15 protein-coding genes are annotated in these 18,477 nt (G+C 67.7%); 11 read left to right on the top strand and 4 right to left on the bottom strand.

The features are described 5' to 3' along the window. Positions 1–45: 45 nt before the first annotated feature. Positions 46–480: a VOC family protein gene (locus RTY13_RS03995; protein ID WP_312781295.1), complete on the top strand. Its 435-nt coding sequence runs from the start codon at positions 46–48 to the stop codon at positions 478–480. A 3-nt stretch (positions 481–483) separates the two neighbouring features. Here the strand turns inward: RTY13_RS03995 and ybaK are convergent, their stop codons facing one another. Both ybaK and RTY13_RS04005 read right to left on the bottom strand, forming a co-directional pair. Next, positions 484–957, bottom strand: coding sequence for a Cys-tRNA(Pro) deacylase (ybaK, locus tag RTY13_RS04000; RefSeq protein ID WP_312781296.1), 474 nt, complete (start codon positions 955–957; stop codon positions 484–486). A 172-nt stretch (positions 958–1,129) separates the two neighbouring features. Next, a complete protein-coding gene (locus RTY13_RS04005; protein WP_312781788.1) occupies positions 1,130–3,856 on the bottom strand; it encodes an ATP-dependent DNA helicase in 2,727 nt (908 codons plus the stop codon). A gap of 264 nt (positions 3,857–4,120) precedes the next feature. On the opposite strand from RTY13_RS04005, the gene RTY13_RS04010 reads away from it, so the two are divergent. From RTY13_RS04010 to RTY13_RS04020, 3 genes are all read left to right on the top strand, one after another. Next, a complete protein-coding gene (locus tag RTY13_RS04010) occupies positions 4,121–5,080 on the top strand; it encodes an alpha/beta hydrolase (RefSeq protein WP_312781297.1) in 960 nt (319 codons plus the stop codon). Positions 5,081–5,161: 81 nt separating this feature from the next. After that, positions 5,162–5,485, top strand: coding sequence for a hypothetical protein (locus RTY13_RS04015; protein ID WP_312781298.1), 324 nt, complete (start codon positions 5,162–5,164; stop codon positions 5,483–5,485). Positions 5,486–5,496: 11 nt separating this feature from the next. After that, the gene (locus RTY13_RS04020) at positions 5,497–7,122 is read left to right on the top strand and encodes a methyl-accepting chemotaxis protein (protein WP_312781299.1); all 1,626 of its coding nucleotides are present in this window, start codon (positions 5,497–5,499) and stop codon (positions 7,120–7,122) included. Positions 7,123–7,171: 49 nt separating this feature from the next. Here the strand turns inward: RTY13_RS04020 and RTY13_RS04025 are convergent, their stop codons facing one another. Next, complete coding sequence (locus RTY13_RS04025) at positions 7,172–7,660, bottom strand: Lrp/AsnC family transcriptional regulator (protein WP_114817542.1); 489 nt, start codon at positions 7,658–7,660, stop codon at positions 7,172–7,174. A 145-nt stretch (positions 7,661–7,805) separates the two neighbouring features. On the opposite strand from RTY13_RS04025, the gene RTY13_RS04030 reads away from it, so the two are divergent. The 7 genes from RTY13_RS04030 (at position 7,806) to RTY13_RS04060 (ending at position 15,806) form a co-directional block, all read left to right on the top strand. Beyond that, on the top strand, positions 7,806–9,038 hold the full coding sequence (locus tag RTY13_RS04030) for a 3-methyl-2-oxobutanoate dehydrogenase (2-methylpropanoyl-transferring) subunit alpha (RefSeq protein ID WP_312781303.1): 1,233 nt from the start codon (positions 7,806–7,808) through the stop codon (positions 9,036–9,038). A gap of 2 nt (positions 9,039–9,040) precedes the next feature. Continuing rightward, the gene (locus RTY13_RS04035; RefSeq protein ID WP_312781304.1) at positions 9,041–10,081 is read left to right on the top strand and encodes an alpha-ketoacid dehydrogenase subunit beta; all 1,041 of its coding nucleotides are present in this window, start codon (positions 9,041–9,043) and stop codon (positions 10,079–10,081) included. A 1-nt stretch (position 10,082) separates the two neighbouring features. Continuing rightward, positions 10,083–11,714 carry a 2-oxo acid dehydrogenase subunit E2 gene (locus RTY13_RS04040; protein ID WP_312781305.1) on the top strand — a complete coding sequence of 544 codons (1,632 nt, stop codon included), beginning with the start codon at positions 10,083–10,085 and terminating at the stop codon, positions 11,712–11,714. Between the two features lie 69 nt (positions 11,715–11,783). After that, complete coding sequence (locus tag RTY13_RS04045; RefSeq protein ID WP_312781306.1) at positions 11,784–12,071, top strand: GIY-YIG nuclease family protein; 288 nt, start codon at positions 11,784–11,786, stop codon at positions 12,069–12,071. A 51-nt stretch (positions 12,072–12,122) separates the two neighbouring features. Beyond that, on the top strand, positions 12,123–13,517 hold the full coding sequence (gene lpdA / locus RTY13_RS04050; RefSeq protein WP_312781309.1) for a dihydrolipoyl dehydrogenase: 1,395 nt from the start codon (positions 12,123–12,125) through the stop codon (positions 13,515–13,517). A gap of 130 nt (positions 13,518–13,647) precedes the next feature. Beyond that, a complete protein-coding gene (locus RTY13_RS04055) occupies positions 13,648–14,004 on the top strand; it encodes a hypothetical protein (protein ID WP_312781311.1) in 357 nt (118 codons plus the stop codon). A 104-nt stretch (positions 14,005–14,108) separates the two neighbouring features. Continuing rightward, positions 14,109–15,806, top strand: a complete 1,698-nt coding sequence (locus RTY13_RS04060; protein WP_312781313.1) for an AAA family ATPase — start codon at positions 14,109–14,111, stop codon at positions 15,804–15,806. A 31-nt stretch (positions 15,807–15,837) separates the two neighbouring features. Here the strand turns inward: RTY13_RS04060 and clpB are convergent, their stop codons facing one another. Continuing rightward, the gene (gene clpB, locus RTY13_RS04065) at positions 15,838–18,426 is read right to left on the bottom strand and encodes an ATP-dependent chaperone ClpB (RefSeq protein WP_312781315.1); all 2,589 of its coding nucleotides are present in this window, start codon (positions 18,424–18,426) and stop codon (positions 15,838–15,840) included. Positions 18,427–18,477 lie beyond the last annotated feature (51 nt).

An 18,477-nucleotide genomic window follows, 5' to 3' on the forward strand; every position in this document is an offset into this window, starting at 1 on the left:
AGTCTGCCGCCCGTTCGATTCAAGCCCCGACTGGAGACACGCCCCATGGAAACCCAACAGCTGCATCGCGGCCGACTGATCGACCATCTGCAACTGGTGACGCCCGACCTTGAGGCCAGCCGCCGCTTCTACGGCGCGGTGCTGGAGGCCCTGGGCGTGCCGATCGGCGGCGAGGCGGAACGCTACTTCTGGGCCGACGAACTGTTCGTCTCGGCGGTGGACAGCATCGCCGCCGCGGGCCGTCCGACCGGGCGCGGCCATCTGGCGTTTCAGGCCAAGGACCGCGCCATGGTCGAGGCCTTCCACAAGGCCGGGCTGGCGGCGGGCGGAACCGACAACGGGGCGCCGGGCGAGCGGCCCTATCACCCCGGCTACTACGCCGCCTTCCTGCTGGACCCGGACGGCAACAACATCGAGGCGGTCTTCCACGGCGAGGCCGAACGCTCGGCCGACAGCGTGGTGGTGACCTTCGAAGGGTAAGGCTCAGGCCGTCAGGTTGGCCAGTGTCGCACTGGCCGCCCGCGCCGCCTCGTCCGGCGGCAGGCCCAGCAACAGGCCGCGCTGACCGCCGTTGATCAGGATGCGGTCGAACAGGATGGCCGTCTCGTCCATCACCGTCGGCACGGCCTTCCTCTGGCCGAAGGGGCTGACGCCGCCGACCTTGTAGCCGGTCAGGCGCTCGGCGTCGGCGGGCTTCATCATCTGCGCCGACTTGCCCCCGATGGCCGCCGCCAGCTTCTTCATGCTGACCTCGCAGTCGGACGGCACGATGACGCAGGCGGGCTTGCCGTCCACCAGGGTCATCAGGGTCTTGAACACCTGCTCCGGCGCCCAGCCGAGCGCCTCTGCCGCCTGCAGCCCCACGCGCGGCGCGTCGGGGTCGTAGTCGTAGGGGAAGAGCTCGAACGCGACCCCGGCCTTGGTCAGGGCGACGGTCGCGGGGGTGGTTTTGGACATGACGGCAAGCTTAGCCCAGCTTTCCTCTCGCCGTCATTCCTGACCTCGCCCCCTTATCTTTCGTCATCCTCCGGCAAGCCGCGCAGCGGCGCAGACCGGGGGACCCAGCGGCGCCCGCAGGGCGACCCGAAGAGCGGCGCATAGCAGCCAAGAGCCACGCGCGACGGCCGTATCAGGCATCGCCTTCGGCGCCGCTGGGTCCCCCGGTCTCGCTCCGCTCGCCGGAGGATGACGAAAGAGAGAGGAAGCTCTTGGTCAGCTCCACCGCCTCGGCCAGGCCCATGCGCTGGACTTCTGTTCCGGGCGGCAAGCCCGCGAACAGCCGGGTCGGACAAGCGGCGTCCAGCATGAGGAAGACCCCCCTGTCGTCGGCCCGACGGATCAACCGCCCGAACGCTTGCGCGATGCGGCCGCGCGCCAGGGCATCGTCGTAGGTCTTGCCGCCGAAGCGCTCGCGCCGGGCCTTGTGCAGCAGGTCGGGGCGCGGCCAGGGCACGCGGTCGAAGGCGAGGACGCGCAGGGACCGCCCCGGCACATCCACCCCGTCCCGCACGGCGTCGGTGCCCAGCAGGCAGCTGTCCTGTTCGGCGCGGAAGACGTCCACCAGAGCCCCGACCTCCAGCGGATCGACGTGCTGGGCGTAGAGGGGGACGCCCGCCTTGGCCAGATCCGGCCCCAGCCGCTCATAGACGGTCTTCAGCCGACGGATGGCGGTGAACAGGCCCAGCCCTCCGCCGCCCGCCGCCAGAAACAGTTCGCGCATGGCCGCCGCGATCTGGCGCGGATCGTCCTTCATCAGGTCGTTGACGACGATGATCCGGCTGTTGGCGGCGTAGTCGAAGGGGCTGTCCACCTTCAGCGTCCGCGCCGGTTCGATCAGGCGCGCCGCGCCGGTGCGCATCCGCGCCAACTGAAACGGATCCTCAGCCGCCGGGTCCGACAGGGTGGCGCTGGTCACCAGCACCCCGTGGGCGGGCATGACGACGGCGGCTTCCAGCGGCACGGTCGGGTCGATCCAGTGACGGCGCAGAGCCACGTCATGGATGCGGCCGAATGCGGCCTCGGCGCTGAGCCAGTCGACAAAGTCGGGATCGGGTTCGTCGCCGCCCTCTTCCAGCGCCGCCAGCATGGAGCGCCAGCCCGGCAGGGTCATGCGCGCGCGCCGGTCCATGCCGCGCAGGGCCCCTTCGATGCGGGCGCGGGCGGCGCCGTCCAGCTCGGCGGCCTCCTCGTCCAGGATGTCCTCAAGGTGGCGCGACAGGGCCAGCAGGGGCGCCTCGACGGCGGCGATGGCGCGGGCGGCGGCGCGGGCGGCCTCCAGCACCGGCTCGGTGGCCGGGCGCAGGGCGCACTCCATGCCGAACTCGGTCCCGCCGCTTTCCTGACTGCGCGCGCGCAGCTGTTCCAGGGCGGCCACCAGAAAGGCCTCGATCGGGCCGATGGGGTTGATCTCGCCCGACGCCGGGGCGATGCGGCCCGATGCGCCCTCGCCCGGCAGGGCGGCGGCGGCGATCATGGCGTCCTTCAAGGCCTTGGCGGCGGCCTCGTTGTCGGCGCACAGGTCGCCCAGCCGCTGTTCCAGCCCGCGCCCGCGACGGCCACGTCCCTCTGGCCCTCGGATCCAGCGACGCAGCTCGGCGGCTTCCTGACCCGACAGGGCGGCGGAGAAGGCGCTGTCGGCGGCGTCGAACAGGTGGTGCCCCTCGTCGAAGACGATGCGCTTCAGCGCCGCCGTCTCGCCGTCCTGCTTCAGACCGCGCGCCGAACGGGCGCCGTCGAAGGCGGCCTGGGTCATGACCAGGGCGTGGTTGGCCACGACCAGATCGGCCCGGCGGCTGGCGCGGATGGTCTTTTCGACGAAGCAGAGCCGGTAATGCGGACAGGCGGCGTGGACGCACTCGCCGCGCCGGTCGACCAGGTTGGCCGGGCTGGCCTGATGGCTGGGGGCCGCCACGAACAGGCCGGGCAGCCAGCCGGGATAGTCGCCGCCGGTCATGTCGCCGTCGCGGCTGTGCGCGGCCCAGCGCGCGGCCAGCCCCATGCCGATCAGGTCGCCATTGCCCAGTTGCGCCGCCTGCATCATGTCCTGCAGGTTCAGCAGGCAGAGGTAGTTTTCACGGCCCTTGCGCACCACCGTCTTCTTGCGGCGCTCGGCCTCGTCGGGCCACAGGGCGCGGCTTTCGCGGTCGATCTGGCGTTGCAGGGCCCGGGTGTAGGTCGAGACCCAGGCCGCCCCCGAATTGCGCTCGGCCCAGAGGCTGGCGGGGGCCAGATAGCCCAGGGTCTTGCCCGTGCCGGTGCCGGCCTCGGCCAGAAGGACGCGCGGACGCCCCTCCTCGTTGCGCGGCGAAAAGGCGTAGGCGGCCTCGGCGGCGTAGTCGGACTGGGCAGGGCGCGTCTCGTCCAGACCCGAGGCCTGCAACAGCTTGTCCAGACGGATGCGGGCGCTCTCAGAATCCACCGGCGCGGACCCGGCCTCGCCGCGCGGGGCCTCGTCCTCCCACTCAGCCAGCCGCGACCAGACGTCCAGACCCGTGCCGCGCTCGCGCCGGTCGCGCAGGGGTCCGGCCTGAAGCGCCGCCAGCACCCGCGCGCCCCACGACCAGCCCGCTCGGTCCAGCGTCCCGGCCAGGGTGAAGGCGTCCTCGCGCCCCGGATAGGCGGGATCGGCCAGTTCGTTCAGCAGGTCGACGGCGGCGTCGCGCAGGGCCTGGGCCTGAGCCTCGGCCCCCCGGGGCTCGGTGCGCCCCATGGCCAGGGCCAGGCCCGTCGGCGAGGGGGCGCAGAATTTCGCGGGCCGCACAAAGGCGTAGAGCTCCAGCACGTCCAGCATGCCGGTCGAACGCGGCGGTGGGCTGAGGCCCAGACGGCGCGCGGTCAGGCTGGCGTGGGCGACCATGACGGCGCCGCCGAGAAAGACCCCTTCCGCCGCGCCGCGCCCGATCTTTTTGGCGCCCGCCACGTCGCACACCGCCCCCGAGCCCGGCGGGGTGGCCAGGGCGGGCGGCAGGTCCGCCGCGAACGCGGTCGCAGGCTTGACGTTGGCAGGGGCGGAGACGTCGGTCACCCCCGATCCATAGCGCCCCGCGCCGCGAAACGGAACGGGAACGCGCTCGCCAGAGACCAAAAACGCGATAGGCTCGCTTCAAAAGGAGGACCGCCCATGCAGACCCGCCGCATCGCGACCGACGGCCTGACGCAACAGGTGCTGGAGGCGGGACAGGGCCCTCTGGTCCTGCTGCTGCACGGCTTTCCCGAGCTGGGGATCAGCTGGCGGGCCCAGGTTCAGGCTCTGGCTGAAGCGGGTTTCCACGCGGTCGCCCCCGACATGCGCGGCTACGGCGGGACCGACAGACCCGCCGATGCGGAGGATCACACCCTCCTGCATCTGGTCGGGGACATGGTCGATCTGGTGCGGGCGTTGGGGGAGACGCAGGCCGTGGTCGTCGGCCACGACTGGGGTTCGGCGGTGGCCTGGCACTGCGCCCTGATGCGCCCCGACGTCTTCCGGGCCGTGGCGGGCCTGTCCGTGCCCTTCCAACCGCGCCGGCCCAAGGGACCGCCGACCGCGGCGATGGCGGCCATCACCAGACGGGCGGGTCTGGGCGACCTCTACATCAACCGCTTCCAGTCGCCCGAGGCCCACGTCGAGCTGGACGCCGATCCGGCGACGGCTTTGAGGAAGATGTTCTGGGCCTATGACGGCGCCACCGTCCCGACGGATCAGTCGACCGGCTTCATGCCCGAGGGCGTCAGCCTGCTAGACAGCATTTCCGACCAGGCCACCCTGCCGCCGTGGATGAGTCAGGCGCACTTCGCCGAATACGTCGCCGCCTTCGCCGCCTCAGGCTTCAAGGGACCGCTGGACTGGTATCGCTGCCTCGACCGCAACTGGACCCTGACCGCCTTCCTGCAGGGCCAGAAAATCCTGCAGCCTTCGTTCTTCCTCGTCGGCGACCGCGACCCCGTCCGCCACTACGCCGGCCCGCATGAGGCGGCGCAGAAGGACTGGCTCACCGACCTGCGCGGGCAGGTCGTCCTGCCGGGGGCGGGGCATTGGCTGCAGCAGGAACGGGCCGACGAGGTGAATGTCGCGCTGGCGGAGTTTCTGCGGGGGCTTTGAGGCGCGCGGAGGCGTTAATCGTCTGCACACGGATGGGCCTTAGGAAGCGCCGCGGTTGGGGGCCAACCTGATGGTGTTGAAATGCGCGGCTCCGGCCAGTCGAACCCTGTCGTCATCGTCAGCGTGGTGATCGCCACGATCGCCGCGACGCTTGCGCCAGCGGCATGGGCGATGACGCGCCCCGCCCATCCCTTTCAGGTCGCCGCGGTCTTTCCGCCCTGGTGGAGCCGCCAGCGGATGGACGACGCCGTAGGCGAGACCGGCGCCATCAGCGCCTATGGCGGCGTCGGAGCCATCGCCGTGGTTCATGGCGGAACCGACCTGCCGCAACGGCTGAGGCGCGCGGGCGCCTGGCTGATCCTTGACCCTGAAGCCGCAGTGCTCTGCGGCGCTGATTTTTCCTGAAGACGACCGTCATGTTCCAGGCTGAAAACCTGCAAAGCCAGCAGCACGCGGGCGCTCTGGTCGTCCTGGCCATCACCTGGCTTCTGGCCCTGGCCGTCGGCATCCTGTCGGGCGTGACCGGGGGCGACCTGCTGGCGTCCCTGACGCCCGCCGTGATTTTGGCTCTGGCCCTGACCATCTTGTGGAAGGTCAGCGGTGAGCGGGACCTGGGGCGGATTCTGTCCGGGGTCCTGCTGATGGCGCAGATGTCGCTGGTGGTGGCCTCGGTGCGCGGACATACGTGGCAGACCGACCTGCATATGGCCTATTTCGCCCTGCTGGCGGTGCTGATCATCTTTTGCGACTGGCGGGTGATCCTGGCGGCGACGGCGACCGTGGCGGTTCACCATCTGGCCTTTTCCTATTTCCTCCCGGAAGCGGTCTTTCCCGGATCGGCCAGCCTGGGCCGGGTCGGGCTGCACGCCGGGGTCCTGCTGGTCGAAGCGGCGGTGCTGATCTGGGTCGCAGCCAGCGTGGTGCGGATGTTCGAGACCTCGGACAGGGCGCGACGCGAGTCCGAGGCCGTCATGGCCGAGGCCGTGGCCGCCAATCAGGCCGCCGAGGCCGCCCGGCGCGAGGCCGACGCAGAACGCCTGCGCGCCGCTGAGCGCGACCGCGAGATCCGCGCCGTTCAGGCCCTGGTCGTCGAGGAGACCGGCCGGGGGCTGTCGGCCCTGGCCGAGGGCGACCTGACCTATCGCATCGAAGCGGCCTTCCCCGACGACTATGGCCGACTAAAGGCTGACTTCAACGGGGCGATGGCCGAACTGCAGGCGGCGATGACCAGCCTGGGCGCCGTGGCGACCTCCATGTGGGACGGGGCCGGCCAGGTCGCGACGGCAGCCGTGACCCTGGCGCAGCGCACCGAGCGCCAGGCCGCCAGCCTGGAGGAGACGGCTGCGGCCCTGGATCAGATCACAGCCACCGTGCGCCAATCCGCCGAGGGCGCGGATCAGGCCGGTCTGGTCGTGCGCACCGCCCATGACGAGGCCGAACGCAGCGGCGAGGTGGTGTCGCGCGCCATCCTCGCCATGGGCGAGATCGAACAGTCCTCGACTCAGATCGGCAACATCATCGGCGTCATCGACGAGATCGCGTTCCAGACCAATCTGCTGGCCCTGAACGCCGGGGTCGAGGCGGCGCGGGCGGGCGACGCGGGGCGCGGCTTCGCCGTGGTGGCGTCAGAGGTTCGGGCCCTGGCCCAGCGCTCCGCCGAGGCCGCCAAGGAGATCAAGACGCTGATCTCGGCCTCCAGCCGTCAGGTCACGGGCGGGGTCGCCCTGGTCGGCCAGACGGGCGAGGCCTTGGCTGGGTTCGCGGCGCGGGTGATGGAGATCAACGCCCTGATGGGAGACATCACCGCCTCAGCGCGCGAGCAGGCGGCGGGCCTGGCCCAGGTCAACGACGCCATCAACCAGATGGACCAGCTGACCCAGCAGAACGCCGCCATGGCTCAAGAGTCCACCACCGCCAGCCAGGGCTTGAACCAGGAGGCCTCGGACCTGACGCAACTGGTCGGTCGATTCCGAGTGCAGGGTGCGGGAGAGACGGCGAGCAATCTGGTGCGCCTGCCCAGCCGATCGGTCAGAACAGCCTGACAGGACACAGCTTTCCTCCCCACTGAGTGGGGAGGAAAGCGATTGGCTCTTAGCTGACGTGCGGCGTGATGATGCCCAGCGGCAGGGTGGTCACGTTCTTGACGCCGCGCGTGACGATGTGGCTGGCGCAGTCCGAGACGATGCCGAGCGTCAGCAGCTTGTCGCGCAGGAACTGGTCAAAGGCGTGCATGTCCGAGGTGATGATGCGCAGGACATAGTCTTCGCGGCCCGTGATGGTGGCGCACTGCACCACTTCCGGCCAGGTTGCGACGGCGGATTCGAAGATGTCGAGGTTCTCGCGCGACGGCAGGCTCAGCTTGACGATGGCGTAGACTTCGAAGTCGAGACCCAGCAGGCCGGCGTCCAGAAGCGTGACCCGCTTGCGTATCAGGCCGCTATCCTCCAGTCTCTTGATCCGGCGCCAGCACGGCGAGGCCGACAGGCCGACGCGATCGGCGACCTCGGCGACCGACAATCCGGCGTCCTGCTGCAGGATGTCGAGGATGCGGGCGTCGATAGGATCAAGTTCATCAGCCAAAGGCGTTTCTCCAAAAGGGGATTTCACGCAATAAAATACCCCAAATCGGCATTTGGCAAGGGTATTTTTAGGAAGGCCAACAGAGACGCGCCATGCTATGCCCTCTTCATAGAGGAAACGCGGACGGATCAACCGGACGGGACGCATGATGAAGAACACCCCCACCCTGTCGCTGCGCGTGCCGGAGCCCTCGGGTCGTCCGGGCGATGCGCCTGATTTCAGCCACCTGAAGCTGGACGCCGCCGGCGCCGTGACCCGCCCCGAAGTGTCGACCACGCCCTATGACATGCGCGACCACGCCTTCCAGCTGGTGCGCGTTCTGGACGACGAAGGCCAGGCCGTCGGACCCTGGGATCCCAAGCTGGACCCCGAGACGATGCGTCGCGGCCTGAAGGCCATGATCCTGACCCGCGCCTTCGACGACCGGATGCACCGCGCTCACCGCCAGGGCAAGACCAGCTTCTATATGAAGTGCACCGGCGAGGAGGCCATCGCGGTCGCCCAGGGCATGATCCTGAGCCGCGAGGACATGGGCTTCCCCACCTATCGCCAGCAGGGCCTGCTGATCTCGCGCGGCTATCCGCTCGCGTCGATGATGAACCAGATCTACTCGAACGCCGCCGACCCGATCAAAGGCCGCCAGCTGCCGATCATGTATTCGGCCAAGGACTACGGCTTCTTCACCATCTCGGGCAACCTGGGCACCCAGTACGTCCAGGCCGTGGGCTGGGCCATGGCCAGCGCCGCCAAGGGCGACGACAAGATCGCCATCAGCTGGATCGGCGACGGCTCGACCGCCGAGAGCGACTTCCACTCGGCCCTGACCTTCGCCTCCGTCTATCGCGCACCGGTCATCCTGAACATCGTCAACAACCAGTGGGCCATCAGCTCCTTCCAGGGCATCGCCGGCGGGCTTGAGACCACCTTCGCCTCCAAGGCCATCGGCTACGGCCTGCCGGCCCTGCGGGTCGACGGCAACGACTTCCTGGCCGTCTGGGCCGCGACCCAGTGGGCCGAGGAGCGCGCGCGCACCAATCAGGGCGCGACGGTGATCGAACTGTTCACCTATCGCGGCGCCCCGCACTCGACCTCGGACGACCCCAGCCGCTACCGCCCCGGCGACGAACACGAGAAGTGGCCGCTGGGCGACCCGCTCGAACGCCTGAAGCAGCACCTGATCGTTATCGGCGAATGGTCGGACGAGCAGCATGAAGCGGCGGAAAAGGACGCGGTCGAACAGGTCCGCGCCGCCGCCAAGGAATCCGAAGCCATCGGCACCCTGGGTCAGTCGCGCCCCAGCGTGAAGACCATGTTCGAAGAGGTCTATGCGACCGAAGACTGGCGTCTGGTCGAGCAACGTCGCGAGGTCGGAGTCTGACCATGACCACTGCCCCCATGAACATGATCCAGGCCCTCAACTCGGCCATCGACACCAAGATGGCGGAGGACCCCAACGTCCTGTCGTTCGGCGAGGACGCCGGCTACTTCGGCGGCGTCTTCCGCGTCACCGACCAGTTGCAGCAGAAGCACGGCCTGACCCGCAGCTTCGACGCCCCCATCTCGGAAACCGGCATCGTCGGCACGGCCATCGGCATGGCCGCCTACGGCCTGCGCCCGGTCGTCGAGATCCAGTTCGCCGACTACATCTATCCGGCCTACGACCAGATCGTCTCGGAAGCGGCCAAGATGCGCTACCGCTCGGGCGGCCAGTTCACCTCGCCGCTCACCATCCGCAGCCCCTACGGCGGCGGCATCTTCGGCGGCCAGACGCACAGCCAGTCGCCCGAAAGCCTGTTCACCCACATCGCGGGCCTGAAGGTCGTCATTCCGTCCAACCCCTATGACGCCAAGGGCCTGCTGACCGCCGCCATCGAGGACGACGATCCCGTCGTCTTCTTCGAGCCCAAGCGCCTGTACAACGGCCCCTTCGACGGCTGGCACGAGAAGCCGGTCAGCCCGTGGAAGACGCAGGAGCTGGCCCAGGTCCCGACCGGCAAATATGTCGAGCCGATCGGCAAGGCCCGCGTCATGCGCGAAGGCTCGGACGTGACCATCCTGGCCTATGGCAGCATGGTCTGGGTCGCCCTGGCCGGCGCCGAGCACGCCGGCGTGGACGCCGAAGTCATCGACCTGCGCAGCCTGGTGCCGCTGGACATTGAGACCATCGAGGCCTCGGTCAAGAAGACCGGCCGCTGCGTCATCGTGCATGAAGCGCCCAAGACCTCGGGCTTCGGCGGCGAGCTGTCGGCCCTGGTTCAGGAGCGCTGCTTCTATCATCTGGAAGCCCCCATCGCGCGCGTGACCGGCTGGGACACCCCCTACCCGCACGCCTTCGAGTGGGAATACTTCCCCGGCCCGCAACGCGTGGCCGACGCCCTGAAAGCCGTCATGTCTGGCCAAACAGCAGGAAAGGCTCGTTAAGATGGGTCGTTTCGTCTTCAAGCTGCCCGACGTGGGCGAAGGCACCGCCGAGGCCGAACTGGTCGCCTGGCACGTCGCAGTCGGCGACATGGTCGAGGAAGACCAGATCGTCGCCGACGTCATGACCGACAAGGCCACGGTGGAAATCACCGCCCCGGTCAGCGGCAAGGTTCTGGCCATCCACGGTCAGGCCGGAGAGATGGTGCCGGTGCGCGGCCCCCTGGTCGAGTTCGAGGTCGAGGGCGCGGGCAATGCCTCCGACGAGCCGACCCCGGCGCCTGTGGCCGCCAAATCCGAACCCGCTCCGGTCGCCGTTGAAGCGCCGAAGGTGGAGGCCGCCCCGGTCAGCGCCCCGGCGGCCGCCGCCGGCGCCAACTACGTCTTCAAGCTGCCCGACGTGGGCGAAGGCACCGCCGAGGCCGAACTGGTCGGCTGGCACGTCAAGGTCGGCGACGCCGTCGAGGAAGATCAGATCCTCGCCGACATCATGACCGACAAGGCCACGGTCGAGATCACCAGCCCGATCAACGGCGTGGTCGTCGCCCTGCACGGCGAGGCAGGCCAGCAGGTCCCCGTCGGCGGGCCGCTGGTCAGCTTCAAGGTCGAGGGCAAGGGCAATGTCGCCGCCGCCCCCACCCCCGTCGCCGCCAAGGCCGAAAAGGCCGCGCCTGCGCCGGTCGCCAAAGCCGCCGCTACGCCCAAGGCCGACGCCAAGCCCGTCCACGCCCTGACCGGCCGTCAGCCGGGCGAGCGCGCCCTGGCCTCGCCCGCCGTGCGCAACCGCGCCCGTGATCTGGGCGTCGACCTGGTCTTCGTGCCGGGCAGCGGCCCCGCCGGCCGCATCGAGCACGCCGACCTCGACGCCTATGTCGCACGCGGCGGCAGCCTGCCCGCCGCCGCTGGCGGTTCCACGTCCTCGACCTACGCCCGCGCCGAAGGGACCACCGAGGTCAAGATCATAGGCCTGCGCCGCAAGATCGCGGAGAAGATGGCCGAGAGCGTGCGTCGCATCCCGCACATCACCTATGTCGAGGAAATCGACATGACGGCGGTGGAAGAGCTGCGCGCCCACCTGAACGCCACCAAGGCCAAGGACCAGCCCAAGCTGAACGTCCTGCCCTTCATCGCCCGCGCCATCGTCGTGGCCCTGCGCGACCAGCCGCAGATCAACGCCACCTATGACGACGAGGCCGGCGTCCTGACCCAGCACGCCCCGGTCCATCTGGGCATCGCCGCCCAGACGCCGAACGGCCTGATGGTGCCCGTCGTCCGCCACGCCGAGGCGCTGGACCCCTACGCCACCGCCCTGGAAATCGCCCGCGTCTCGGGCGCGGCCAAGGACGGCTCGGCCAAGCGCGAGGAGCTGTCCGGCTCGACCATCACCATCACCTCGCTGGGGACCCTGGGCGGCGTGGTTCACACGCCGATCATCAACCACCCCGAGGTCGCCATCGTCGGTCCGAACAAGATCGCCGAACGCGTGGTGGTCAAGGACGGCCAGATGGTCGTGCGCAAGATGATGAACCTGTCCTCCAGCTTCGATCACCGCATCGTCGACGGCCACGACGCAGCGGTCTTCGTGCAGCGCATCAAGGGCCTGCTGGAGAACCCGGCCACGCTCTGGATGAACTAAGACCCAGCACCTTCCTTCCGCTCATCCCCGCGGAGGCGGGGACCCAGGCTTTAGCTTCGGACCCCGCCCTTGGCCTTTTTCACCTACATCATGGCCAGCCGACGGAATGGGACGCTCTATACGGGCTCGACGGACGACATCGGTCTGCGCGCCTGGCAGCACAAGGAAGGGGCGGGGTCAAAGTTCACCGCCGAGCACGGCGTAAAACGGCTGGTCTGGTTCGAGGCCCACGAAACCCGCGAGGCGGCGTTCCGACGGGAGCGGCAGATCAAGAAGTGGAACCGTCAGTGGAAACTGCGGCTGATTGAAGAAATGAACCCCGGCTGGCGCGATCTCGTCGAGACGTTGAACGCCTAGCCAAAACCTGGGTCCCCGCCTCCGCGGGGATGAGCGGAAGTTGTTCGGATCATGCAGACCCTGAAAACCAAAGTCCTGATCATCGGTGCCGGGACCGGCGGCTATGTGGCGGGGATCCGTTGCGGCCAGCTGGGGCTGGAGACCGTGCTGGTGGACGCATCAAAGGGTCTCGGCGGCACCTGCCTGAACGTCGGCTGCATCCCGTCCAAGGCCATCATCCACGCGGCGGGCAAGTATGAGACGGTGGCCAAGGCCGCCGGCGACGGCACCCTGGGCATCACCGCCTCGGCTCCGGCCATCGACCTGTCCAAGACGGTCGCGTGGAAGGACGGCATCGTCAGCAAGCTGAACGCCGGCGTCGCCGCCCTGCTGAAGAAGGCCAAGGTCAAGGTCATCAAGGGCTGGGCCGAGTTCTCGGACGCCAAGACCTGCATCGTCAAAACCGACGACGGCGACATCCGCATCACCGCCGAGCACGTCATCCTGGCCACGGGGTCCGAGCCGGTCGAGCTGCCCTTCCTGCCCTTCGGCGGCGACGTCATTTCCTCGACCGAAGCCCTGAGCCTGCCGGAAGTGCCCAGGAAGCTGGTCGTCGTCGGCGGCGGCTATATCGGTCTGGAGCTGGGCATAGCCTTCCGCAAGCTGGGCGCCGAAGTCGCCATCGTCGAGATGGCCGAGCGCATCCTGCCGCTCTACGACAAGGCCCTGACCGACCCGGTCGCCAAGTGGCTGGAAAAGCACGGCGTGCAGCTGCTGCTTGGCGCCCGCGCGGGCGGCTTCGGGGACGGCAAGCTGAACGTCACCGACAAGGACGGCAATCCGATGCAGCTGGATGCCGACAAGGTGCTGGTCACCGTCGGCCGTCGTCCGCGCACCCAAGGCTGGGGTCTGGAGACCATGGGCGTGGCCATGGACGGCCCGTTCGTGAAGATCGACAAGCGCTGCGCCACCAGCATGAAGAACGTCTGGGCCGTCGGCGACCTGACCGGCGAACCCATGCTGGCGCACAAGGGCTCGGCCCAAGGCGAGGTGGTCGCCGAGATCATCGCCGGCCATGACCGCGTCTTCGACCCCGTCACCATCGCCGCCGTCTGCTTCACCGAGCCGGAGATCGTCTCGGCGGGCCTCGGCGTCGACGACGCCAAGGGCCGCGACGACGTGATCCAGGCCGTCTTCCCCTTCGCCGCCATCGGCCGCGCCCTGGCCATCGAGGCGGGCGAGGACGGCGGCTTCGTCCGCGTCATCGCGTCGAAGACCGACCACCGCATCCTCGGCATCCAGGCCGTCGGCCAGCACGTCTCGGAACTGTCCAACAGCTTCGCCCAGATGCTGGAAATGGGCGCCGTGCTGGAAGACGTGGCCGGAACCATCCACGTCCACCCGACCCTGGGCGAAGCCTTCCACGAGGCGTCCCTGCGGGCGCTCGGCCACGCCATTCACATCTGAGGGCGCTATCGCTCGCGACGCGGTCGCTCGCTGCCTGAGCGCAGTTGAGCGGGCCGCGTCGAACACCCTGCCCGGCGCCGCTTGCCCGGCACGCGCAAAGGGGCGACCCTCCCGCAAACGGGAGGCTTCGATGAGCGCCGAGACCCATTACCTGGCCGTCTTCACCAGCGACAAGACCGGCCCCAAATGGCGGGCCTGGCGCGCCATGAGCGAGGCCCAGCAGGCCGAGACGGCCCGCCTCGGCGTGGCCGCCGTCGCCGAGTGGGAGGCGGCGCACCGCGACTCCATCGTCTTTCAGGGCGGCCCGCTGGGCCCGACCAAGCGCATCGGCGACGACGGCGAAGTGACGGACATGGTCAACCTGCTGACCGTCTTCATGGTCGTCCGCGCCGACAGCCACGAGGCGGCCGCCCGCCTGTTCGAGAACCACCCGCACATGAACCCCTTCCCCTGCGACGGGGTGGAGGTGATGCCCATCTTGGGGTGAGGCAACTTAACACCCTACAGCCGAGCGAGAGCACCGCTCATACGCCATCTATGATTGTGGCAGGAGCGGGCGGTGGAGTAGCGTTCTCCAATGGGGGAACGATCATGAAATTGCTTCAGCTAGGCATCTCAAATTATCGCGGATTTTGCCGAACAGGCACCGCCACTCATCCATCCGATCCAAATTTGGACTTCCATTGGTTGGATATGTCCAACGACATCATAGTGGTGGTCGGGGAAAATAACGGCGGAAAGACTAGCCTTCTGCAAGCATATCGAGACTTCCGTTCGTCCGGATTCGCACCCGCTCGGGAGGATTTCTTCCGATGTGAAACCAGCCACCCCATCATCATGGAGCTACGCTTCCAAGCCGGAGAAGAAGACGACCTAGCCAATGACAAGACGGGCAAGTGGTACTCAGACGGTCGCGTAGCAAAGGTCCGAAAAGTTTGGGCGACGCCAACCCAAAAGGCGGTCAAGCTCAGCTATGATTGGGGCAGAGACGCGTGGGTTGAAGGCGGGTTTGGAGGCTTCGATTCAATCCTCCAAAATCGCCTACCCGAGCCGATCCACTTGGCACCGCACATGGCCGCCGACGAACTCAAGGGCCAGTTCGAAAAGCTCTTCAAGGAGATCATTCAACGCCACATTGCAGGCTCAGAAAACGTCAAAATCATTGAATCTGCTCTGCACGCGCTTTCTCTCGAAATCGAGCAAGACCAGTATATTACCGGCATAGCTGGCCGAGTTTCAGTCGTTGCTGCCAACGTCTTCCCAGGGCTAGGCGTTCAAATCCGCAACCCTCCATCAGACAAAGGTATTGGTCCGCTACTGGAGAAGCAGGCTGAAATTGAGCTGACGCTGTCCGATAGCCCCGCACTCAGCGTTGCTCGCCACGGGCAAGGCTCGCAACGCGCATTCCTTCTCAGCGCGCTCAACATTCTGGTTCCAGAATTAGCTGCCGCTACTAGACGCGCCAAAGCAAAAGGAGCGCCCGAAGAAGCTGTCGGACACACCCTTCTACAAATTGAAGAACCAGAACTCTTCTTAAGCCCGACGGCCGTACGCCGCATGCGAGGGCTGCTTTATGAACTCGCCGCTCAGGATGGGGTTCAGGTAATGGCCTGCAGTCACTCGCCGGTAATGGTCGATTTTTCGCGCCCAAAACAGACCGTCGCGCTGGTGGAACGCACCGAAAACGGAAGCGTGATCCACCAGTCCGAAACAAGCAATGTGCCCAAGGAGCGGAGGGACGCGCTCAAGTTGATCTATCAGCTCAACCCCCTCGTCGCCGAATGTCTATTCGCGAACAAGGTCGTTCTAGTCGAGGGAGAGACGGAGTTTGCAGCGCTGACCCATGCGTTGGCATCGAAGGGCCTGAGCGAACATGACCTTGATGTCCACATTGTAGATTGCGGCGGAAAGCCAAGTTTGCCCGCGGTGCAGAAAGTCCTTCGCGATTTCGGCAAGCGGTATATCGCCGTCCATGATCTAGACGTGACGCACGGTGATCGCGCCTCGGATCAAGCCGGCTGGGACCGTAACGAAGCTATCTGGAATGAGATAGCCGCCGCTCGGAGCGATGGCGTGATCGCCTTAGGGTTCGTGTTTGGCAAGGACTTTGAAGGCGCGCATGGCTACGAGGCACGCGGCAAGCACAAAGTCCTAAACGCCATGAATATGATCGATGCACACGAGGCTAACGGGTCATTTTCCGAGACACCGCTAGCCTCGCTTTTGGACGCCATAGCCAACTGGAAGTCGCCATTCGAGACGCTCGAGGACGTTGCGAGGATGTCCTAGCGCGGACGGGCATAAGCCTCGTCCGCGCGCCTCAGTGCACCCGCGCCTTCCCGATCTCCAGCCCGTCCGGCCCCGCTGACACCGCCACCACGGACCCATCCTCGATCTCGCCGGCCAGCAGCTTCCTGGCCATGGGGTCGACCAGTTCCTTCTGGATGACGCGTTTCAGGGGGCGGGCGCCGTAGACGGGATCGTAGCCCTTGTCGGCGAGCCAGGTCAGGGCGCTGTCGTCGAGGGCCAGGGTCAGGCGGCGGTCGGCCATCAGCTTTTCGAGGCGCGCCAGCTGGATGCGGACGATGCCGCCCATCTGTTCGCGGCCGAGGCGGTGGAACAGGATGATCTCGTCGATGCGATTCAGGAACTCGGGCCGGAAGTGGGCGCGGACCTGTTCCATGACCAGGGGGCGGACGGCCTCGACATCCTCGCCCTCGGGCTGGTCGGCCAGATACTGGCTGCCCAGGTTGGAGGTCATGATGATCAGGGTGTTCTTGAAGTCGATGGTGCGGCCCTGACCGTCGGTCAGGCGACCGTCGTCCAGCACCTGAAGCAGCACGTTGAAGACGTCGGGGTGGGCCTTCTCGACCTCGTCGAACAGGACGACCTGATAGGGACGGCGCCGCACGGCCTCGGTCAGGGCGCCGCCCTCGTCATAGCCGACATAGCCCGGAGGGGCCCCGATCAGACGGCTGACCGAGTGCTTCTCCATGTACTCGGACATGTCGATGCGGGTGATGGCGTTGTCGTCGTCGAACAGATAGCCGGCCAGGGCCTTGGTCAGCTCGGTCTTGCCCACGCCCGTCGGGCCGAGGAAGAGGAAGCTGCCCAGCGGCTTGTTGGGGTCGTTCAGACCGGCGCGGGCGCGGCGCACGGCGTCGGACACGGCTTCCAGCGCCTCGTTCTGGCCCACCACGCGGCGGCCCAGCTCCTCCTCCATCTTGAGCAGCTTCTCGCGCTCGCCTTCCAGCATCTTGTCGACGGGCACGCCGGTCCAGCGGCTGACGACGGCGGCGATCTGCTCGGCGTCGACGACCTCGGGCGTCAGGGGCCCTTCCGCCGGTTTCTCGGCTGCTTCGGCTTCAGCCAGCTGACGTTCCAGTTGCGGGATCTGGCCGTAGGCGATCTCGGAGGCGCGACCGAGGTCCCCCGCGCGCTGGGCGGCGGCCAGTTCGGCGCGCAGACGGTCCAGGGTCTCGCGCAGCTGGGCGCCCTGCCCCACCTTGTCCTTCTCGGATTTCCAGCGGGCGGTCATGTCGTCCGACTGGCCCTCCAGATCGGCGATCTCGTCCTCCAGCTTCTCGAGACGCTGCTGCGAGGCGCTGTCGCTTTCCTTCTTCAGGGCCTCGCGCTCGATCTTGAGCTGGACCAGACGGCGGTCGATTTCGTCCAGCGCCTCGGGCTTGGAATCCACGGCCATGCGCACGCGCGACGCGGCCTCGTCGATCAGGTCGATGGCCTTGTCGGGCAGGAAGCGGTCGGTGATGTAGCGGTTCGACAGGGTGGCGGCGGCGACGATGGCGCTGTCGCTGATGCGCACCCCGTGGTGGACCTCGTACTTCTCCTTCAGGCCGCGCAGAATGGACACCGTGTCCTCGACGGTGGGTTCGGCGACGAAGACCGGCTGGAAGCGACGGGCCAGGGCCGCGTCCTTCTCGACGTGCTTGCGGTACTCGTCCAGCGTCGTGGCGCCGACGCAGTGCAGCTCGCCGCGCGCCAGCGCAGGCTTCAGCAGGTTGGAGGCGTCCATGGCCCCGTCGCCCTTGCCGGCGCCGACCAGGGTGTGCATCTCGTCGATGAAGAGGACGATGCCGCCCTCGGCCTGGGCCACCTCGTTGAGCACCGCCTTCAGGCGCTCCTCGAACTCGCCGCGGTATTTGGCCCCGGCGATCAGGGCGCCCATGTCCAGCGACAGGACCTTCTTGTCCTTCAGGCTTTCCGGCACGTCGCCGTTGACGATGCGCAGGGCCAGACCTTCTACGATGGCGGTCTTGCCGACGCCGGGTTCGCCGATCAGGACGGGGTTGTTCTTGGTACGCCGGGCCAGGACCTGGATGGTGCGGCGAATTTCCTCGTCGCGGCCGATGACGGGGTCAACCTTGCCGTCGCGGGCGGCTTCGGTCAGGTCGCGGGCGTAGCGTTTCAGGGCGTCGTAACTGTCCTCAGCCGAGGCGTTGTCGGCGGTCTTGCCCTTGCGCATATCGGCGACGGCTTCGTCCAGCTTTTTGGGCGTGACGCCGGCGGACTTCAGCGCCTCGGCGGCGGCCCCGCCCTCCTTGGCGATGGCGGCCAGCAGGCGCTCGGTCGTGACGAAGGCGTCGCCGGCCTTTTTCGAGGCTTCCTCGGCGGCGCTGAAGACACGGGCGGTGTCGCCGTCCAGATAGATCTGGCCCGAGCCGCCCGAGACCTGGGGCCGCTTCTTCAGCAGGCCCTCGGTGACAAGCTCGACGGCGGATGGATCGCCGCCGGCCTGATCGATCAGCTTGCGGGCGAGGCCGTCGCGTTCCTCCAGCAGCACCTTCAGCAGGTGCTCGGGCGCGAACTGCTGGTGGCGGCGCGCCAGGGCCAGCGACTGGGCGGATTGGACGGCCTGTTTGGCGCGGTCGGAATAGAGGTCGAGATTCATTTCGGTGCAGTCCCCTCGGAAGGCGGATTTCCACTCAATGCGCCCTTACAG

The organism is Brevundimonas sp., assembly GCF_032055285.1.
Lineage (GTDB): Bacteria > Pseudomonadota > Alphaproteobacteria > Caulobacterales > Caulobacteraceae > Brevundimonas.